Raw genomic sequence first — 19,506 nt, 5'->3', positions numbered from 1 at the left:
GAAGTATTAAAAATTGTATCGAGAAGCGCATTAAACGATCTGTTTGTAATAGTAATTAGGGGAATTAAAAGTGGATTCTGCGTCGTAGCGCAGAATGACAAACGAGATGATTAAACTATGGAAACAAATCTAACCTTTTGATAAACACAACGTCACTTCGAGTGATTTTGAAGCATGAAAAATTGTATCGAGAAGCGCGTTACCTTCTGTTTGTAATAGTAATTAGAGGGATTAAAAGTGGATTCTGCGTCGAAGCGCAGAATGACAAACGAGATGATTAAGCTATGAAAACGAAGCTAACATTTTGATAATCATAACGTCACTTCGAGTGATTTTGAAGTATGAAAAATTGTATCGAGAAGCATATTGAACGCAATGTTTGTAATAGTAACTAGTGGAATTAAAAATGGATTCTGCGTCGTAGCGCAGAATGACAAACGAGATGATTAAACTATGGAAACGAAGCTAACATTTCGATAAACACAACGTCACTTCGAGTGATTTTGAAGTATGAAAAATTGTATCGAGAAGCGCATTAACCGATCTGTTTGTAATAGTAACTAGAGGAATTAAAAGTTTATTCTGCGTCGTAGAGCAGAATGACAGCAGCAACAAATCAATTAGAGTAGTAATTTATAAACATATCAAAACCCGCATTATAACTTAAAACGACAAAATCATTATTTTGGAAAACGAGAACCAACAACACTTTAAAATATACAAACCCTATAAAATGCTTAGTCAGTTTTCTAGTAATGCTAGTAAAGAACAGCGTAAGCGTTTTTTAAGTGAGTTGGGTGTATTCCCAGAAGGTACAATGCCTATTGGTCGTTTAGACGAAAAAAGTGAAGGTCTACTCCTACTTACTACAGACGGAAAATTAAGTGACCATATTAATCAATCCGGAATTGAAAAAGAATACTACGCTTTAGTTGATGGCGCAATTTCCGCGGAAGCGATACAAAAATTATGCGACGGTGTAGAAATTGGTTTTAACGGTAAAAAGTACATGACAAAACCATGTAAGGTCTTTAAATTGGAAGCATTACCAGATTTACCAGAACGGTCTCAAAAAATAAGAGACGCCAGACATGGTCCAACCACTTGGATTTCTGTAACTTTAACAGAAGGAAAATTTAGGCAAGTGCGTAAAATGACAAGTGCTATTAACTGTCCAACCTTAAGATTAGTGCGTGTTAGAGTTGGTAATATTCTATTAAATGCTATGCCTTCTGGTGCTGTTTTTCCTATAGAAAATCTAAAAGAGATACTTTAACGTATCTTTAATTTTTAATACTATAGTAATCGTATAAAACACATTACTTTTGTACTAATTAGCAACATATTTCATGATTAAATACGCCCATTTTTTTTACGATTATTTTATAGATTTAGGAGTTAGTAAAGTAACCTCTAAATACTTAAATTTATTGGTGCTTTTAATAGTTACGCTGGTTGTAATTTTACTATTAGATCTATTAATTAGAAAGGTTTTAAGGCTATTGTCTGCTAAAGTAGCATCGACTACTAAATCTAATTTTGACGATTTACTAATCGCTAACCGCGTCCCAAGAAACATAGCACATATTCCTGCTTTATACTTAGCGATAGAAAGTATTCCTTTAGTTTTTAATGATTTTGAAAATCTACATGTGTTTTTTGAAAAATTAATGCAAGTTGCCGGGATTATATTAGGTTTATGGATTGTTAGAAGCTTATTAAATACACTTAAAAATTACTTTAAAACCTTACCAAGATTAAGAGATAAACCAATTGATAGTTATATTCAGGTATTTATGATATTTGCTTGGGTTGTTGGAGCTGGTCTGGCATTGGCAGTAATTATTGGAGGCGATTCGCTTTGGAAATTTATTACAGGTTTTGGTGCTGCTACAGCCATTATTTTATTGATTTTTAAGGACACCATTCTAGGATTTGTTGCTAGTATACAAGTGTCTATTAATGATATGGTCCGCATTGGTGACTGGATTACATTTGAAAAATTTGGTGCAGATGGAGATGTTATTGAAATAAATTTAGCGACGGTAAAGGTTCAGAATTTTGATAATACTATTACCACTATTCCAACTTATGCGTTGATATCAGATTCGTTTAAAAACTGGAGAGGAATGACAAACTCTGACGGTAGACGTATTAAAAGACACATGCTAATCAAGCAAACGTCTATAAAGTATTTAAATACAGAAGACATTGAACGTTTGAAAAAAATCGAGATCATTTCGGTGTATTTAAACACAATGCAGGATAAAATAAATAGCTTTAATGCGTCACACACTATTGATAAATCTGTTTTAATTAACGGACGAAACCTGACTAATATTGGTGTTTTTAGAAAATTTATTCAAACATATTTAGAGCAACATTCTGCTATTAATAACGACATGTTACTAATGGCTAGACAATTACAACCAACCGCACAAGGTATTCCTTTAGAGATTTACTGCTTTACTAAGGATAAGCGTTGGGAAAGTTATGAATACGTAATGAGTGACTTGTTTGATCACTTTTTAGCTGCTGTACCTTACTTTGATTTAGAATTGTTTGAACTACCAAACGACACTTCTTTTAAGCAGTGCTAGCCTCTTAAATTTTATTGAAAGTTAATTTTTAGTTAATTCGATTTCAACATTAATAGTATTACTATTATATTTGCAATCAAATTAAATATTATGCATACTTTACTTTCAAATCTAAAGATTAATATTAACGAGAAAATTTACCTTAAAGATCCAGAATCTTCTGCTTTAGGTAAACGCATCGTAGAAAATAGTATCCTACTAATTGATGAAATTGGTTTTGATGCTTATACTTTTAAAAAATTAGGTGCTAAAATTGGCTCTAATGAAAGTAGTATTTATCGCTATTTTGAGAGTAAACATAAATTACTAATCTATTTAGCGTCTTGGTATTGGACTTGGTTAGAATATCAATTGGTATTTACAACAAATAGTATTGATAACACAACTGCAAAAATTGATAAAGCCATAAATATACTGACAAGAACTACAACAGTAGATTCTAACTTCTCACATATTAACGAGGTTATTTTAAAGCGCATAGTTATAAATGAATACTCAAAATCTTACTTAACTAAAGAGGTTGATAACGAAAACAAAGAGGGTTACTTTTTAGTATACAAACGTTTAGTAACTAGGCTTCATGACATGATTTTAGCAATAGACAGCAACTACCCTTACGCATTTAGTTTAGCAAGCACGGTTATAGATGGTGCTTTACATCAACACTTTTTAAAAGATCACTTTACAACCATATCAGACTTAAAAGCTTCTGATTCACCTACAAATTATTTTAAAGATTTAGTATTCAAAACCCTTAACATTACTACAAATGAGTAAAAAAATCCTAACTGCTTGGCAACGTTTTATTGGTTTATTAAAATTAGACAGAAAAGATGTTAGACAAGTGTTTTTCTACGCCATTTTTGCTGGTTTAGTTAACCTATCCTTACCCCTGGGGATTCAAGCTATTATCAATTTACTACAAGCTGCACAGATTAGCACATCTTGGATTGTATTGGTAGTTTTAGTGACCTTAGGTGTTGTTTTTGTTGGAATTTTACAATTGATGCAAATCAGAATTATTGAAAATATTCAGCAAAAAATATTTACGAGAGCTTCTTTTGAATTTGCTTATCGTTTTCCTAAAATGAAAATGAGTGGTTTAAGTGGTTATTATCCACCAGAATTAGCCAATCGCTTTTTTGATACTATTAATGTACAAAAAGGAATCGCCAAAGTTTTAATCGATTTTCCTGCAGCTATTTTACAAATCGTGTTTGGATTGATTCTTTTATCTTTTTACCATCCCTTTTTTATTATATATGGTGCTTTATTATTAATCTTAATATACGTTGTATTTAAGTTTACAGCAGAAAAAGGATTACGAACAAGTATTGATGAGTCTAACCACAAGTATAAAGTGGCACACTGGCTGCAAGAAATTGCACGCTCTATAGTTAGTTTTAAATTGTCTGGAAAAACGAGTTTAGCCCTTAATAAAAACGACAAATTGGTTACTAATTACTTAGAAGCAAGAGAGAGCCATTTTAAGATATTAGTAACTCAGTTTATTCAGCTTATTGGTTTTAAAGTCTTAGTAACAGCCGGTCTTTTGATTATTGGTGGTGCTTTAGTACTTAATCAGCAAATGAATATTGGGCAGTTTGTCGCTGCAGAGATTATAATATTATTAGTCATTAATTCTGTTGAAAAACTAATTTTAGGTTTAGAAACATTTTATGATGTTTTGACTTCAATTGAAAAATTAGGAAAAATTGTAGATAAAGATTTAGAGTCTCAAGATGGCGAGATATTAGATGTCACTGATACTGATTTTGATATAGAACTTGATAATATTTCATACAGTGTGCCAGACCGCAGCACTCCTATTTTAAAGGATATTTCCTTAAAAATTAATGCTAAGGACAGGATTTTAATTCAAGGTGACAGTGGTTCTGGTAAATCTAGTTTGCTAAAATTAATTGCTGGCGTTATTGCTCCTACAAATGGAAGTATTTACGTTTGCGATAAATCATTAACTAGTATTAACATCAATAGTTACCGTTCTAATATTGGACAGATTTTAGTAGAAGAAACACCGTTTGAAGGGACGCTACTTCAAAACATAACCTTTGGAGACACTTCTATTACTGCGAAGCAATTGGATTGGGCTATTCAAAATGTGGGACTAAAGGACTTTGTAAAACAATTACCAGATGGCATGAGTACGATGTTATATCCAGAAGGAAAAGGGGTGTCTTTTACAATTTCTAAAAAAATAATGTTAGCAAGAAGTATTGTAAAACAACCACGCTTGCTAATGCTGAAAGAACCATTAGATCAATTTGAAGCTAAAGAAGCACAGCAAATAGTAGACTTTTTAAGTCAACCACAGCATCCTTGGACTTTAGTTGTTGTTAGCCAGAATAATATCTGGAAACAAACACTTAACCAAGTGATTATTTTAGATAAAGGTCAAATAATTAACACTAAATAGCATGTTAAATATTTCAACAAATAACGTCAACAAAAGCGTTGATATCAGTCGTTTTAGTTCTGTGCAAAAAGCATTTAACAAAAGACATTATAAGCATTTTAATCGCTTATTAATAATATTTGCCATTATTGGAATTATAATATTGTTTTTACCTTGGACACAAAGCATCACTGCTTCAGGTTTGGTAACAACACTAACACCAGATCAAAGACCGCAAACCATTCAATCGCCTATACCAGGTCGTATTGAAAAATGGCACGTCAGAGAAGGTGATTTTGTAAAAAAAGGAGATACTATTTTATTTATTTCTGAAATAAAAAACGAATATTTTGATCCTAATTTAGTCGAAAGAACAGGACAGCAGATTAAAGCTAAAAGTGCTTCTGTAATCTCTTATACTGGTAAAGTTAAAGCGTTAAATAATCGTATTTCAGCTTTAGCTAACGAAAGACAGTTAAAACTACAACAAGCCGAAAACAAACTATTACAATCTAAATTAAAGGTTAAAAGTGATAGCATCGATTTTCAAGCTTCAAAAACCAACTTAAATATTGCTGAAAAACAATTTTCGCGTACAGAGCAATTACAGTCTGAAGGATTAAAAGCTGTCACAGATGTCGAGGAAAAGCGTTTAAAACTGCAAGAAACTCAGGCTAAACTGATTTCACAAGAGAATAAGTATTTAGCTGCTCAGAATGAAGTTATTAATGCAAGAGTAGAATTAAACCGTATCAGTGCAGAGTATTCAGATAAAATATCCAAAGCGCAGAGTGATAAATTTACTGCGGAATCTAGTGGATTTGATGCGGAAGCACAAGTCACCAAATTAGAAAATGCGTACACTAATTATTCTATGCGAAATGATATGTATTATATCAAAGCACCGCAAGATGGCTATATAAACAAAGCTATAAAAGCTGGTATTGGAGAAACGTTTAAGGAAGGTGAGCAATTAGTTGGAATCACACCATCTAAGTTTGATATCGCTATCGAAACTTTTATAAATCCAATAGATTTACCTCTAGTCCATTTAAATGAGCAATTTAGAGTACAGTTTGACGGGTGGCCAGCTATTATATTTAGCGGTTGGCCTAATGTATCTTATGGTACTTACGGTGCAAAAGTAGTGGCAATAGAACGTTTTATTAGTCCTAACGGAAAATTTAGAATCCTTTTAGCGCCAATTGAAGGAGAACATAAATGGCCAGAAGCAGTACGCGTAGGTTCTGGAGCAAGAGCTATTGGGTTATTAGAAGATGTACCAATTTGGTTTGAGTTATGGAGACAGTTAAATGGCTTCCCTCCTAATTATTATCAGCCAAACGAAGCAAAAACAGGCAAAGCAGATAAAAAGTAAAGATGAAAAACATATTTAAATACATAGTACTAGTCATTCCTTTTTTAATTAACGCACAATCTATTGAAGGCTTAAGTTTTACTGAATATCTAGGTTACGTTAAACAATATCATCCTGTTGCAAAACAAGCAGATTTACGCTTGGAAGTAGGCCAAGCCGCCTTAATGAAAGCGCGTGGTGGCTTTGATCCAAAGTTTCAAGTGGATTTTAATGAAAAAGATTTTAAAAGCACTGAGTATTACGAACGTCTAAACGCTACCTTTAAAGTTCCAACTTGGTACGGTATTGAGTTAAAAGCTAATTTTGAAGAAAACTCTGGCTACTATCTTAACCCAGAAAACACCGTACCAGATGATGGTTTATTTAGTGCAGGTATAGGGTTTTCTTTAGGTCAAGGTATGTGGATAAACAAACGTATGGCTGATGTTAAAAAAGCTAAGTTTTTTAAAACACAGACAGAAGCAGAACGTAATTTATTAGTAAACACAGTAATTTACGATGCATCTCTAGCTTATTTTGATTGGTTGCAAGCGTATAACGAAACTAAAATTTACGAACGCTTTTTACAAAATGCAGATATTAGATTTAAAGGTGTGCGATCAAGTGTTTTAGCAGGTGATAAAGCGGGAATAGATAGTCTAGAAGCCGGAATTATTGTAAAAACAAGAGCTTTAGAATTAGAGCAAGCAAAGGTTAAGTTGTTAAAAGCAAGACTAGAAGCGTCTAACTTTATTTGGATAAACAATACGCCGGTGGATATTAATGCTACTGTAACGCCTATTACTATTATTGAAGAGGAGATTGATAATGTATTATCTTTAAATCAGCTGAATAATTTTAATATCGAAAGCCATCCAAAACTATTGGCCTTAGGTAGTAAAATTGATGGTTTGGATGTGGATAGACAATTAAAAGGGAACAAACTGTTACCTGTGATTAATGCGCAGTATAATTTTTTAAGTGAAACACCAAATCAAGCTAACACCTTTAATGCTGCAAACTATAAAGCAACTATAAAAGTGGCCTTTCCTTTGTTTTTAAGAAAAGAAAGAGGTGATTTAAAGCTATCTAAATTGAAAATACAAGAAGCTAAGTTTGATCTATCAAATACCCAATTGCAATTAAAAAATAAGATTGAGGCAGTAACTAAAGAGTTAGAATCTTATCAAACACAAAATGTATTAATTGAGACTATTGTAACGGACTACAATACATTATTAAATGCTGAAGAACGCAAATTTAGTTTTGGAGAAAGCTCAGTGTTTTTAATTAATAGTAGAGAAAATAAGCTGATAGCAGCGCAAGTAAAAGCAATACAGTTGAAAAATAAATTTTTTACAACCAAAGCCAAGCTGTTTAATAATTTAGGGTTAGTCCCAAATTAGATTACTCTTCTTTTTTAGTATCGGAAGATGCTTTAGTAGTGTCTTCCTTTGTTTTTGTATCTGTTTTAACAGACTCTTCTATTGGATTAGTGATTTCGTCATCTTTAAAACCTTGTTCTAAAAGTTTTAATTTGCTTTCTTCGGTTTTAGCTAAAACAAGAATTGCTTTACGTCCTGTTCTTAAATTCCATTGATTTGACATAATAATATTATTATTTTCATCAAAAATCCTAAGCTCTGCCGTATTTGGTCCATAAAGACCTTGATTTAATGCTTGGAATTCTATTTTGAATACACCTTCATTAAAATCTATATTAAACCCTTTAAAACCGTTTGTCAACATTTCTTGAAGCACAACAATATCATCATTTATTATAACACGTACTAAATCACCATCGACTTGACCAAAATCGCGATACTGTATATTAAGTTTTTTAGCAGTTGTTTTAAATTCACCTAAAATTTGGTTGGTATCCTCAGGTAGTAATTGTTCACGCTCTCTAACACTTTCGATTTGTCTGTCTAATTGTTTTGTATAAAGCTCAGCAGGATTTCTGAAGTTATTATCTTCTTCATAAATAGAAAATGCTTTTTTAGGTTTTTCGGCAGCAACCACCTTTTTAGGCACATTAACTTCCGTATTGCTATTATCTTTGGGCTGTGCTTCTTCTGTCTCAGGAGCAGGTTCTATAATTAATTCTGGGTCATCTTTTGGGTCCTCACTCTCTACTGCAGGAATAACCAAACCAACACCCTCTCCGTCTATTTGGCCATAGGAAGCTACAGAAAGCGTAAAAAGTATAAAAAAAGAAATGTAAAATTTCATCATGTTTATTTATTTGACCAAAATAAACCAAAAATCGTACCTAAATGCTAAAACTATGCTAATAGTCCATTAATTTAAGTAATTCTCCTTCAAATTTATCTCTAGAAAGGTATTGATCTTCTAACTGATTGATAAACGGTATTGGCGTATCTAAACTAGCTACACGTTTTACAGGCGCATCTAAATGCTCAAAGCAATGTTCCATAATTAATGCGGAAATATCACTAGCTATACCTCCAAAAAGTGAATCTTCTTGCAATATAATAGCACGCCCTGTCTTTTTAACGGAAGCATAAATAGCATCGGTATCTAGAGGCTGTAAAGATCTTAAATCTATAACGTCCGCGTTAATATCTGGATGTTTCTCCAAAGTACTTAATGCCCAATGTACCGCAGCACCATAAGCAATAACAGTAATATCACTCCCAGTTTGAAGTAAAGCTGCTTTACCAAACGGAATAGTAAAATAATCTGTAGGCACTTCTTGTCTAATACTTCTATATAGTGCTTTATGCTCGAAAAACAATACTGGATTAGGATCGTTAATAGCTGTTGCCAACAATCCTTTAGCATCATAAGGAAATGCAGGATAAACCACTTTTAAACCTGGTGTTTTTGTAAACCAAGCCTCATTAGTTTGACTATGAAACGGTCCTGCTGCTACTCCTGCACCACAAGGCATTCTTAAAACAATGTCTGCTTTTTGGTTCCATCTATAATGTGATTTAGCTAAATAATTAACCACAGGATTAAATCCAGAGGTTACAAAATCTGCAAATTGTAGTTCTACAACACTCTTTATTCCGGCAATACTTAATCCCATTGCGGTCTCAATAATTGCCGATTCGCATATTGGCGTATTACGGACTCTGTCCTTTCCAAACTGCGCTACAAAACCATCTGTGATTTTAAAAACACCTCCATATTCGGCAACATCTTGACCCATTATAACAAGATCGTCATGACGTTCCATTGATTGTTTTAATCCTTCAGAAATCGAATCAATTAAACGCAATTCTGAAGTTTCGTTATTTTCTTTAAATTCTTGATATACAAAGTCTTGATACACATCATTTAACTCATTACTTTCAGTAGAAACGATTTCAGTTTCCGCGTAAGCGATATCTAAATTATCACTAATTTCAGTAATATATTTTGCTTTTAATTCTGAAATTAAGTCAGTTGTTAAAACGCCTTCTTTTAGTAAAAATTCTTGATAATTTTCGATTGGATCTTTAGTTGCCCATTCGTCCATCAACTCCTGAGGCACGTATTTTGTACCACTAGCCTCTTCATGCCCGCGCATTCTAAAGGTTTTAAATTCGATTAAAATCGGCCTAGGATTTTCACGTACACTTGTTGCCAACTCAACAAGTTTAGTATAGACTTCTAAAATATTATTTCCGTCAATTATATGGCTTTCCATTCCGTAACCAATGGCTCGATCCGCTAAATCTTTACAATTATATTGCTCTGTAGTTGGCGTAGATAAACCGTAACCATTGTTTTCTATACAAAACAAAACAGGCAATTGCCAAACGGAAGCGACATTTAAAGCTTCATGGATATCCCCTTCACTAGTCCCTCCTTCTCCTGTAAAAACAGTGGTTACTTGATTTTTGTTTTTTAATTTAGAAGCTAAAGCAATACCATCTGCAACCCCAAATTGAGGTCCTAAATGACTAATCATTCCCACAATATTAAACTCTTGCGTTCCAAAGTGAAAACTTCTGTCCCTTCCTTTTGTAAAACCATTAGCTTTTCCTTGCCATTGCGAAAATAATCTATGCAATGGAATGTCTCTTGTTGTAAAAACGCCTAGATTTCTATGCATTGGTAAAATATACTCATCCTTATGCATGGCAGCTGTTACACCAACAGATATAGCTTCTTGACCAATACCAGAAAACCATTTACTAACCTTACCTTGTCTAAGTAAAATAAGCATTTTTTCTTCTATTAATCTTGGTTTTAGCATACGCTTATAAAGATTTAAAAGCGTAGTATTATCTAAAGATTGTTTGTCAAAAGTCATGTTGGTTTTTTCTAATGCTGATGTTTTCATAAAAGCGTTTGTCAAATATAGAATAATTGCTCAGAAGTAAATCAGTGCTTTAAAAAAAAATATGAGCACCATTTTTCCAATGTTTTCGCTACATTTGTATATATTACACTTATAAAATATAAAGATGAATAGCATACCTAGCGTTAATTTAAAGGATTTTACATCTGGAGATCCTGTTAGAAAACAACAATTTGTTGATCAAATTGGAAAAGCTTACGAAGAGATAGGATTTGTTGCTTTAAAAGGGCACTTATTAGACGATTCCTTAGTAGATAACTTATATACAGAAATTAAAAACTTTTTTTCTTTACCATTAGAAACAAAACATAAATACGAAATACCAGGAATTGGTGGACAACGTGGCTATGTGTCTTTTGGAAAAGAAAGTGCAAAAGGTAAAAAAGAAGGCGATTTAAAAGAATTTTGGCATTTTGGACAATATGTAGAAGATGATGCTGAACGTGCTAAAGAATATCCTGAAAATGTTAGTGTAAATGAGCTTGCTAAATTTAATCAAGTTGGAAAAGAAGCTTACCAAAGATTAGAAGAAACAGCTAAATACGTATTACGTGCATTAGCTTTACATTTAGGATTAGAAGAAACGTATTTTGATAATTATATCCATAACGGAAATTCAATTTTACGCCCAATCCATTACCCACCAATCACGCAAGAACCGGACAATGCAGTCCGTGCTGCAGCACATGGTGATATTAACCTAATTACATTGTTAATGGGTGCTCAAGGTCGTGGTTTACAAGTACAGAATAATGCTGGTGAGTGGATTGATGCCATTGCAGAACCAGATGAATTAATGATTAATGTTGGAGATATGTTATCTAGACATACTAACAACAAATTAAAATCTACTATACACAGAGTAATTAATCCACCTAAAGAACTTTGGGGAACATCACGTTACTCAATTCCTTTTTTCATGCACCCAATAAGCGAAATGAAACTTGATGTTTTAGACAGCTGCGTGGATGACAAAAACCCTAAACAGTTTGATGATATTACTGCTGGTCAGTTTTTAGACGAGCGTTTAAGAGAATTAGGTTTGAAAAAATAGTATTCAGTTTACAGTCTCAGTCACAATCACAATAGATTGTGGTACTGAGACTGTAAATGTGAACTATAAACACTACAAAATGGATTTACAAGATCAATTAAAAAATCTCTTCCCAGAACACGAACCTGAAATTGTTGAAAAACAAGACAAAGAGAGTGATATATGGCTTCAAGATGACCCAATACTTTGCAAATACGAAAAGCGTAAAGGCAAACCTATTACCATTTTAGAAGGGTATACAGGTGCAACCGAAGATTTTAAGTTATTGGCAAAAGAGCTGAAACAAAAATTGAGTGTTGGTGGTAGTTTTAAAGATGATAAAATTATAATTCAAGGCGATCACCGTGATAAAATCATGGCAATGCTAAAAGAAAAAGGGTTTAATGTAAAACGGGTTGGCGGATAATTATGAGCGAAAACAGTCTTCATATCACAAACGGTTCTAGCTTAACAGATTATTTATCTAAAATAAACTTTAAAGGAGATACTTTAACTTGGCACGAAATGCTTTGTGAAGGTCCAACCGCAAAAGAGATTGATACACCTGAATTTTTTAAAAATAGAAAAGCATTTCTTGAGGAGACTTATGCGCTAGAATATGATATTGACAGTATTAAAACCGAGTTTGATAAACTAAACGATGTTTCAAAATACACAGATATTGTATTATGGTTTGAATATGATTTATTCTGCCATATTAATCTAGTAGCTGCTATTAGTTTAATTAAACAAAAAGGTATCAAGCTTCCACTCTATTTAGTTTGTAGTGGGCGTATTGAAGGCGAAAAGGAACTTAAAGCATTATCTGATTTATCAGAACAGCAACTTTTAAAAGAATATAATAATAGAATTAAGTTAAATGTTGATGATATTGGTACAGCCCAAAAAGCGTGGCGTATTTATTGCGAACATGACCATAATTTATTAAAAGAATTAATTATAAGACCCTCTAGTTTTAAATATTTAAGCAATTGCTTAAAAGCACATTTAAGACGTTTTCCGGATACTAGAAGTGGATTAAATACTTTAGAATTTAACACCTTGGTACTTATAAAAGAACACAGCGTAACGTCCCGTAATCACTTATTAGGTTATTGTTTACATTATCAAGGTTACTATGGCTTTGGGGATTTACAATTAAAACTAATGATTGATAGATTAGCGTTGTTTTATGACGAAACGGAAAACACATTAACTTTAAACAGAAATGGTCATTTGGCTATAGAAGACCAAAAAAACTTCTATAAATTAATAGATACCAATCTACAATTTGGAGGCGTAAATAAAGCGGACTTCCAATACAATAAAAAAGAGAATAAATTAATACAAACCATTTAATGGCTATACAAGAATCAGAATTAATTCTAAATCCAGATGGTAGTGTTTACCATCTTAATTTATTACCAGAACATATCGCAGACACAATTATAACGGTGGGAGATCCCGATCGTGTGCCTGGTGTTACAAAATATTTTGAATCAATCGAATTTTCTACTCATAAAAGAGAATTCCATACCCAAACAGGCCTTTATAAAGGTAAGCGTATGACTGTAATTTCTACAGGAATTGGAACAGACAATATAGATATTGTTTTTAACGAATTAGATGCTCTTGTTAATATCGACTTAAAAACAAGAACAATTAATAAAATACATAAATCACTTGATATAGTGCGTATCGGAACCTCTGGATCTATTCAGAAAAATATTGGTATTGATACTTTTGTAATTAGCGAAAAAGCATGTGGTTTTGATAGTTTACTTCATTTTTATAATAGTAAACACATCCAGCAAACAGATGTGTCTGATGCTTTAATAGCCCATACAGACTGGTCTGAGGACAAATCTAAGCCTTACGTAGTAACTGCAGATAAAGCGTTATTTGCTAAGTTAGACTCTAATCAAACTACAAAAGGTTTTACAGCAACTAATGTTGGATTTTACGGACCTCAAGGTCGTATTTTAAGACTATCAATCCAAGACAATGATCTTAATGATAAACTAGCTACCTTTAGTTATAATAATCAGGCGATTACTAATCTAGAGATGGAAACAGCCGGAATATATGGTTTAGCAGGCTTATTGGGGCATCGAGCAGTATCCATGAATGCTATAATTGCTAATCGTGCTACAGGAGAATTTAGTAAAGATTCTAAATTAGTAGTAGAGAACTTAATACAATATACTTTAGACAAATTAGTACAATAAGATGAAGCAGATTAATATTGGTGGTGTACCAGAACATTTTAACCTAGCTTGGTATTTAGGCTTAAAAAATGGCGAGTTTAAAGAGCAAGATATCAACTTACGTTGGAAAGATTATTTTGGCGGTACAGGCGCTATGTGTAAAGGTTTACGCGATGGTGACATTGATATGGCAGTTATACTTACTGAAGGGATTATAAAAGATATTATTGCAGGTAACAAATCTAAAATTGTTCAGGTATTTGTAGATACCCCATTAATATGGGGAATTCATGTGGCTGAAAAATCTGATTATAAAAACATTCAAGATTTAAAAGGAACTAAAGCAGCAATAAGCAGATATGGTTCTGGATCACATTTAATGGCGTACATTAATGCTGAAAATAATGGATGGGATCTAGAAAAAGATTTAAACTTTGAAGTTATAAAAAACTTAGATGGTGCTGTTGATGGTTTAACCGAAGGAAAAGCCGATTACTTTATGTGGGAGAAATTTACCACAAAACCACTAGTAGATAATGGTACTTTTAGACGTGTTGATAACTGTCCTTCTCCTTGGCCATGCTTTGTTATAGCAGTAAGAGAAGACTTTTTAAAAACCAATAAAGCAGACGTTAAAGCTATTTTAGATATTGTAAATGCAACCACTAAAGAGTTTAAAGAAATACCAAGTATAGACCGTATGATTGCCAACCGTTATGAACAAGAAATTGAAGATGTTCAAGAATGGTTAAGCTTAACAGAATGGTCACAAGAAAACATCTCAAAACAAACCGTTAAAAAAGTTCAAGACGAGCTATTTGCTCTAAATATTATTCCTGAAAAATGGAAATATGAAGATCTTGTTGAAGATTTATAATTTGAAAAGGCCTCACTTATTAGTGAGGCTTTTTTTATGTATGAATACTTAAACTCCTCTTTCTTACAATTTGTTTTTAATTAAGAAATTGAAACTCATGACTCGGCTTAAATTTAAGAGGAGAGCTGCAACAACACATCATCTGTAATAATTTCAAATAATAGTAAAAACACCTTACCAATTTATCAAATCCAAGCCATCGGATGCTAACAAACTATTAGTCTGACTAAAGTGTTTGTTACCAAACCAATATCCTCGATTAGCGCTTAAAGGAGAAGGATGTCCAGACGTTAAAATATGATGTTTTTTAGCATCAATTAACTTAGCTTTCTTCTTAGCAAAACCACCCCAAAGTAAAAACACCACGTTTTCTTTTTGGTCACTAATCGTTTTAATTACAGCATCTGTAAAAGTTTCCCAACCTTCCTTTTGATGACTCCCCGCTTCGTGCGCTCTAACCGTTAACGTCGCATTTAGCAAAAAGACCCCTTGCTTAGCCCAACGCTCTAAATTTCCGCTTGACGGATAACTTATATTTAAATCCGTTTCAATTTCTTTAAAAATATTAACTAAAGATGGTGGATGTTTAACACCATCTGTAACACTAAAACATAAACCATTGGCTTGATCATAATTATGATACGGGTCTTGACCAATAATAACAACTTTTAAATCGTCTAAATGACAGGTTTCAAAAGCATTAAAAATTTGATTTTCAGGCGGAAAACAAGTCGCTTCTTGATATTGCTTAGTTACAAATTGCGTTAAATCTTTAAAATAAGACTTATCAAATTCGGTTTGTAAATAAGTTTTCCAACTTTGATGGATATTCACGTTCATATCTTGTTATTTTTGCTGCCATTATTAGGTGTAACAGAGTGCTAAAAATAATACTATCTTTAATAACTCTAACTTATTTACTAAATATTAAATGACTATTACAAACGCCACATTAACGGATATTGACACTATTTTTGAGTTATACAAAATAGCCTCAGACTATCAAAAAACTAAGAAAACCGTTGTGGTTTGGCCTGATTTTGAACGCGAAATGGTTGTTTCAGAAATTAAAGAAAACCGCCAATTTAAACTCATAATCAACAATACAGTGGCTTGCGTTTGGGCAATTGCCTTTAAAGACGAGCAAATTTGGGAAACCAGTAAAAATGACAATGCTATTTACATCCATCGTATTGCGACTAACCCTAAATTTAGAGGACAACAGTTTGTGTCTAAAATTGTGGCTTGGGCAAAGGACTATGCAAAAACTAACGCGATAGATTATATTAGATTAGACACTTTAGGAAACAACACGGATTTAATAGACTATTATAAAAAATCAGGATTTGATTTTTTAGGGATGTTTGAATTAAAAAACACAGATGGTTTGCCTGACCATTACCATAATCAGCCAGCGTGTTTGTTTCAAATACAATTAGAACAATAACCATTTACTTACCTCAAAAAGATAATTATTTTTTAGATGAAAAACATAAAATTCCCTTCAGCACAAACCATTTTACTAATCATAGCAGGATTAGTAACACTATTAACTTGGTTAGTTCCTGCGGGTAAGTACCAAACTTTGGGGTATAATAAAGACGCGAATCAATTTACAAGAGTGGCGTTAGAAAACACTGAAACATTACCAGCAACTCAACAAACCTTAGAAACGCTGAATATTAAAATTCCTTTAGAAAAATTTACTAATGGAGACATTAACAAACCTATTAACATACCAAATACGTATCAAGAGCTAGAAGCGCAACCACAAGATTTTTACGATTTTGTACAGTCGCCAATAAAAGGGATCATAGAATCGGCAGACATTATTTTCCTTGTTTTAATTATCGGAGGATTAATAGGTATAATAAATAGTACAGGTGCGTTTGATGCTGGAATCAGCAAATTAGCAACAGCCTTAAAAGGACGCGAGTTTATTTTAATTATATTAGTAACAGTTTTAGTGGCAGCAGGAGGAACAACCTTTGGTTTTGCTGAAGAGACTATTGCCTTCTACCCTATTTTAATTCCAGTATTTTTAGCAGCAAAATATGATGCTATGGTTGGTATTGCCTCTATTTTTTTAGGGAGTGCTATTGGGACTATGTGCTCAACAATTAATCCATTTAGTACTATTATTGCTAGTGACGCAGCAGGTATTAGTTGGACAACAGGACTTGGCGGAAGACTTTTTATGCTACTAGCCTGTTTAACTATTGCTTTAACGTATATTATTAGATATGGTAAACGCGTACAAAAAGACCCAACAAAATCTGTAGTTTACGATCAGCAACAACAGATAGCAGCATTATTCTCTCATAAAACCGAAACCGTACAATTCACAACCCGTTTACGTCTTTCTTTAATAGTGTTTGCTTTGTGTTTTATAATCATGATTTATGGCGTTGTGGCTTTAGAATGGTGGTTTGTAGAGATGACCTCTGTCTTTTTAGTAGGTTCTATCTTAATTGGAGTAATTGCAAAAATTAAAGAAACAGAGTTTATAGATACATTTGTAAAAGGTGCAGGAGACTTATTAGGAGTCGCTTTAATTATTGGTATAGCACGTGGTGTAACTGTAATTATGGCTGATGGATTAATTAGCGATACGTTATTATATTATGCTAGTTCCATGACGGAGGGCATGAACAAAGGTGTGTTTGCAAGCGCCATGACCGCAATTTACGGAGGATTATCCTTTTTTATACCAAGTAGTTCTGGTATGGCAGTATTAACAATGCCAATCATGTCGCCTTTAGCAGATAGTGTTGGTGTAGGAAGAGAAATTGTTGTAAACGCGTATCAATACGGATTAGGCTTATTTTATTTTATAAACCCAACAGGTTTAATATTAGCCTCATTGGCAGTGGTAAAAGTAGGCTTTAACAAATGGATTAAATTTGTAATGCCACTATTTATAACCCTTATTGTATTTACATTAGTAGTTATGACGGTATCAAGTTTTTTATAAAATGATATTAGAAACCAAAATATCTGCCCTAAAGCAGATATTTTAAATTATCTGCTTTTAAGCATATATTATTGCATATCTGCTTAAAAAGCGATACATTTATAAAAAGTAATCAAAATGGTAGCAGTTTTAACAGGAGATATTATCAACTCTAGACAAGGTAATGTTGTGCAATGGTTAGATATATTAAAGCAAACCTTGGACAAATATGGACAAGCACCACACCAGTGGGACATTTATAGAGGCGATAGTTTTCAGTTGGTTACCACACCACAACACGCCTTATTTGCAGCGTTACACATAAAGGCAGCCATTAAGAAAAACGATAATTATGATGTCAGAATCGCCATCGGATTGGGACAACAAACCCATAATGCTAAAAAAATAGCCGAATCCAATGGTCCTGCCTTCATAAACTCTGGCGAAGCTTTTGAAACTCTAAAAAAGCAAACCTTAAGCATAAAATCTAATACTCCAGATTGGGATCAACCGTTAAATATCATGCTTAATTTAGCAGTATTAACCGCCAATAATTGGAGCAGTACAGTAGCAACAGTAATATTAGCCGTATTAGAGCATCCAACAAAAAACCAGAAACAAATAGCAGACCTATTAAACAAATCTCAAAGTAACATCAGTGCAGCCCTAAAACGCGGTGGCTATGAAGAGATTATGCAACTAAACCACTACTACAAAAACCAAATAATAAAGTTATGATGCTACTAGTACTTAAATTGGTATTAGCACATGCCATAGGCGACTTTGTGCTTCAGCCAGACCATTGGGTAAAAGACAAAATATTAAAAAAACACAAATCCAAATACCTATACTATCACGTTCTAATTCATGCCATAGCCTTACTAGTTATACTACAATTTGACACCACGTATTGGCTAGGAATAACAACTATAGTCGTTTCGCATTATCTTATAGATCTAATTAAATTACACTTAACCTCTAAAATAAATGTTAGACGTCTATTTTTAATGGACCAAATTGCACATCTAATAATTATAATATTAGTCGCTGTAGCATACACCTCATACAGCTTAGATATAGACGTGCTATATACTAAAAACACATTAGCATTACTACTATCACTAATTGCTATAACATCCATAGCATCCGTAATAATGCGCTTAATAATGAGTAAATGGATTCTAGACGAAGATGATGCAAACGACTCCTTAGAAAAAGCAGGAAAATACATTGGTATACTAGAACGCCTATTTGTGTTTGGATTTATAATCATAAACCAATGGAGCGCCATAGGTTTACTAATAGCAGCAAAATCAGTGTTTAGATTCGGAGATTTATCAAAAGCGAAAGACCGAAAATTAACCGAATATATCTTGATTGGGACACTCCTTAGCTTTGGTATAGCCATAACCGTTGGATTATGTTATAACTACATCATTAACTTAAAATCGTAAATTAGTAACTCTCAGGTTACAATTTAGATAATATCGCTTTCGCGGAAATAAAGCCAAAAGCATCAGGATTTCAGTTGAAGCTTAAGCATAACTATATCTACAACGTCAGACTTAACATGTTTCAGTATCACGCAACAGGCTAAGCGACACGATAACTTCAAATAATGAGAATCTGAAATAAATTCAGATTGACGTCAAGCACTAATTCAACTATAGTTAAAACCACAACCACAAACACAACCATAACCGGAACAGGAATCATAACCGCGACTACTATCACAACCACAACGTCAT

Annotated in this window: 18 protein-coding genes; 15 read left to right on the top strand and 3 right to left on the bottom strand. The window is 33.0% G+C overall.

The features are described from left to right. The first annotated feature begins 685 nt into the window (after positions 1-685). The 6 genes from CXF54_RS10645 (at position 686) to CXF54_RS10620 (ending at position 7,779) form a co-directional block, all read left to right on the top strand. Positions 686-1,276, top strand: a complete 591-nt coding sequence (locus CXF54_RS10645; protein WP_101203519.1) for a pseudouridine synthase — start codon at positions 686-688, stop codon at positions 1,274-1,276. Positions 1,277-1,349: 73 nt separating this feature from the next. Next, on the top strand, positions 1,350-2,600 hold the full coding sequence (locus CXF54_RS10640) for a mechanosensitive ion channel family protein (RefSeq protein ID WP_101203518.1): 1,251 nt from the start codon (positions 1,350-1,352) through the stop codon (positions 2,598-2,600). Between the two features lie 90 nt (positions 2,601-2,690). Then, complete coding sequence (locus tag CXF54_RS10635) at positions 2,691-3,377, top strand: TetR/AcrR family transcriptional regulator (protein ID WP_101203517.1); 687 nt, start codon at positions 2,691-2,693, stop codon at positions 3,375-3,377. Further along, a complete protein-coding gene (locus CXF54_RS10630) occupies positions 3,370-5,037 on the top strand; it encodes a peptidase domain-containing ABC transporter (protein ID WP_101203516.1) in 1,668 nt (555 codons plus the stop codon). Before CXF54_RS10635 ends, CXF54_RS10630 begins: the two co-directional genes overlap by 8 nt. Position 5,038: 1 nt before the next feature. Next, complete coding sequence (locus CXF54_RS10625; RefSeq protein WP_101203515.1) at positions 5,039-6,394, top strand: HlyD family secretion protein; 1,356 nt, start codon at positions 5,039-5,041, stop codon at positions 6,392-6,394. Positions 6,395-6,396: 2 nt separating this feature from the next. Further along, on the top strand, positions 6,397-7,779 hold the full coding sequence (locus CXF54_RS10620; RefSeq protein WP_101203514.1) for a TolC family protein: 1,383 nt from the start codon (positions 6,397-6,399) through the stop codon (positions 7,777-7,779). Between the two features lies 1 nt (position 7,780). Here CXF54_RS10620 and CXF54_RS10615 read toward each other — a convergent pair whose 3' ends face one another. Further along, the gene (locus tag CXF54_RS10615) at positions 7,781-8,608 is read right to left on the bottom strand and encodes a hypothetical protein (protein WP_157823434.1); all 828 of its coding nucleotides are present in this window, start codon (positions 8,606-8,608) and stop codon (positions 7,781-7,783) included. Between the two features lie 55 nt (positions 8,609-8,663). Further along, positions 8,664-10,670: a thiamine pyrophosphate-dependent enzyme gene (locus CXF54_RS10610; RefSeq protein WP_232782609.1), complete on the bottom strand. Its 2,007-nt coding sequence runs from the start codon at positions 10,668-10,670 to the stop codon at positions 8,664-8,666. 124 nt (positions 10,671-10,794) lie between these two features. On the opposite strand from CXF54_RS10610, the gene CXF54_RS10605 reads away from it, so the two are divergent. The 5 genes from CXF54_RS10605 to CXF54_RS10585 all read left to right on the top strand — a co-directional run bounded on the left by CXF54_RS10605 (position 10,795) and on the right by CXF54_RS10585 (position 14,805). Next, a complete protein-coding gene (locus CXF54_RS10605) occupies positions 10,795-11,742 on the top strand; it encodes an isopenicillin N synthase family dioxygenase (RefSeq protein ID WP_101203512.1) in 948 nt (315 codons plus the stop codon). A gap of 79 nt (positions 11,743-11,821) precedes the next feature. Then, positions 11,822-12,148 carry a translation initiation factor gene (locus tag CXF54_RS10600; protein WP_101203511.1) on the top strand — a complete coding sequence of 109 codons (327 nt, stop codon included), beginning with the start codon at positions 11,822-11,824 and terminating at the stop codon, positions 12,146-12,148. Between the two features lie 2 nt (positions 12,149-12,150). Then, the gene (locus tag CXF54_RS10595; protein WP_101203510.1) at positions 12,151-13,080 is read left to right on the top strand and encodes a DUF1835 domain-containing protein; all 930 of its coding nucleotides are present in this window, start codon (positions 12,151-12,153) and stop codon (positions 13,078-13,080) included. After that, complete coding sequence (locus CXF54_RS10590; protein WP_101203509.1) at positions 13,080-13,949, top strand: nucleoside phosphorylase; 870 nt, start codon at positions 13,080-13,082, stop codon at positions 13,947-13,949. The genes CXF54_RS10595 and CXF54_RS10590 overlap by 1 nt, the downstream gene beginning before the upstream one ends. A gap of 1 nt (position 13,950) precedes the next feature. Then, on the top strand, positions 13,951-14,805 hold the full coding sequence (locus tag CXF54_RS10585) for a substrate-binding domain-containing protein (protein ID WP_101203508.1): 855 nt from the start codon (positions 13,951-13,953) through the stop codon (positions 14,803-14,805). A 174-nt stretch (positions 14,806-14,979) separates the two neighbouring features. On the opposite strand, the gene ung is transcribed toward CXF54_RS10585, so the two are convergent. Continuing rightward, positions 14,980-15,645, bottom strand: a complete 666-nt coding sequence (gene ung, locus CXF54_RS10580; RefSeq protein WP_090840732.1) for a uracil-DNA glycosylase — start codon at positions 15,643-15,645, stop codon at positions 14,980-14,982. A gap of 91 nt (positions 15,646-15,736) precedes the next feature. Here ung and CXF54_RS10575 point away from each other — a divergent pair, with 91 nt between their 5' ends. The 4 genes from CXF54_RS10575 to CXF54_RS10560 all read left to right on the top strand — a co-directional run bounded on the left by CXF54_RS10575 (position 15,737) and on the right by CXF54_RS10560 (position 19,212). After that, positions 15,737-16,252: a GNAT family N-acetyltransferase gene (locus CXF54_RS10575; RefSeq protein ID WP_101203507.1), complete on the top strand. Its 516-nt coding sequence runs from the start codon at positions 15,737-15,739 to the stop codon at positions 16,250-16,252. A gap of 36 nt (positions 16,253-16,288) precedes the next feature. Next, positions 16,289-17,779, top strand: a complete 1,491-nt coding sequence (locus CXF54_RS10570; protein WP_101203506.1) for a YfcC family protein — start codon at positions 16,289-16,291, stop codon at positions 17,777-17,779. 117 nt (positions 17,780-17,896) lie between these two features. After that, positions 17,897-18,496 (top strand): SatD family protein, encoded by a 600-nt coding sequence (locus CXF54_RS10565; protein ID WP_101203505.1) that lies wholly within the window; start codon positions 17,897-17,899, stop codon positions 18,494-18,496. After that, the gene (locus CXF54_RS10560; RefSeq protein WP_101203504.1) at positions 18,493-19,212 is read left to right on the top strand and encodes a DUF3307 domain-containing protein; all 720 of its coding nucleotides are present in this window, start codon (positions 18,493-18,495) and stop codon (positions 19,210-19,212) included. The genes CXF54_RS10565 and CXF54_RS10560 overlap by 4 nt, the downstream gene beginning before the upstream one ends. The last annotated feature ends 294 nt before the right edge of the window (positions 19,213-19,506 follow it).

It is taken from the genome of Olleya sp. 1-3 (assembly GCF_002836085.1).
In the GTDB taxonomy this organism is placed as follows: domain Bacteria; phylum Bacteroidota; class Bacteroidia; order Flavobacteriales; family Flavobacteriaceae; genus Olleya; species Olleya namhaensis.
This window is presented reverse-complemented; position numbering and strand designations above follow the sequence as displayed.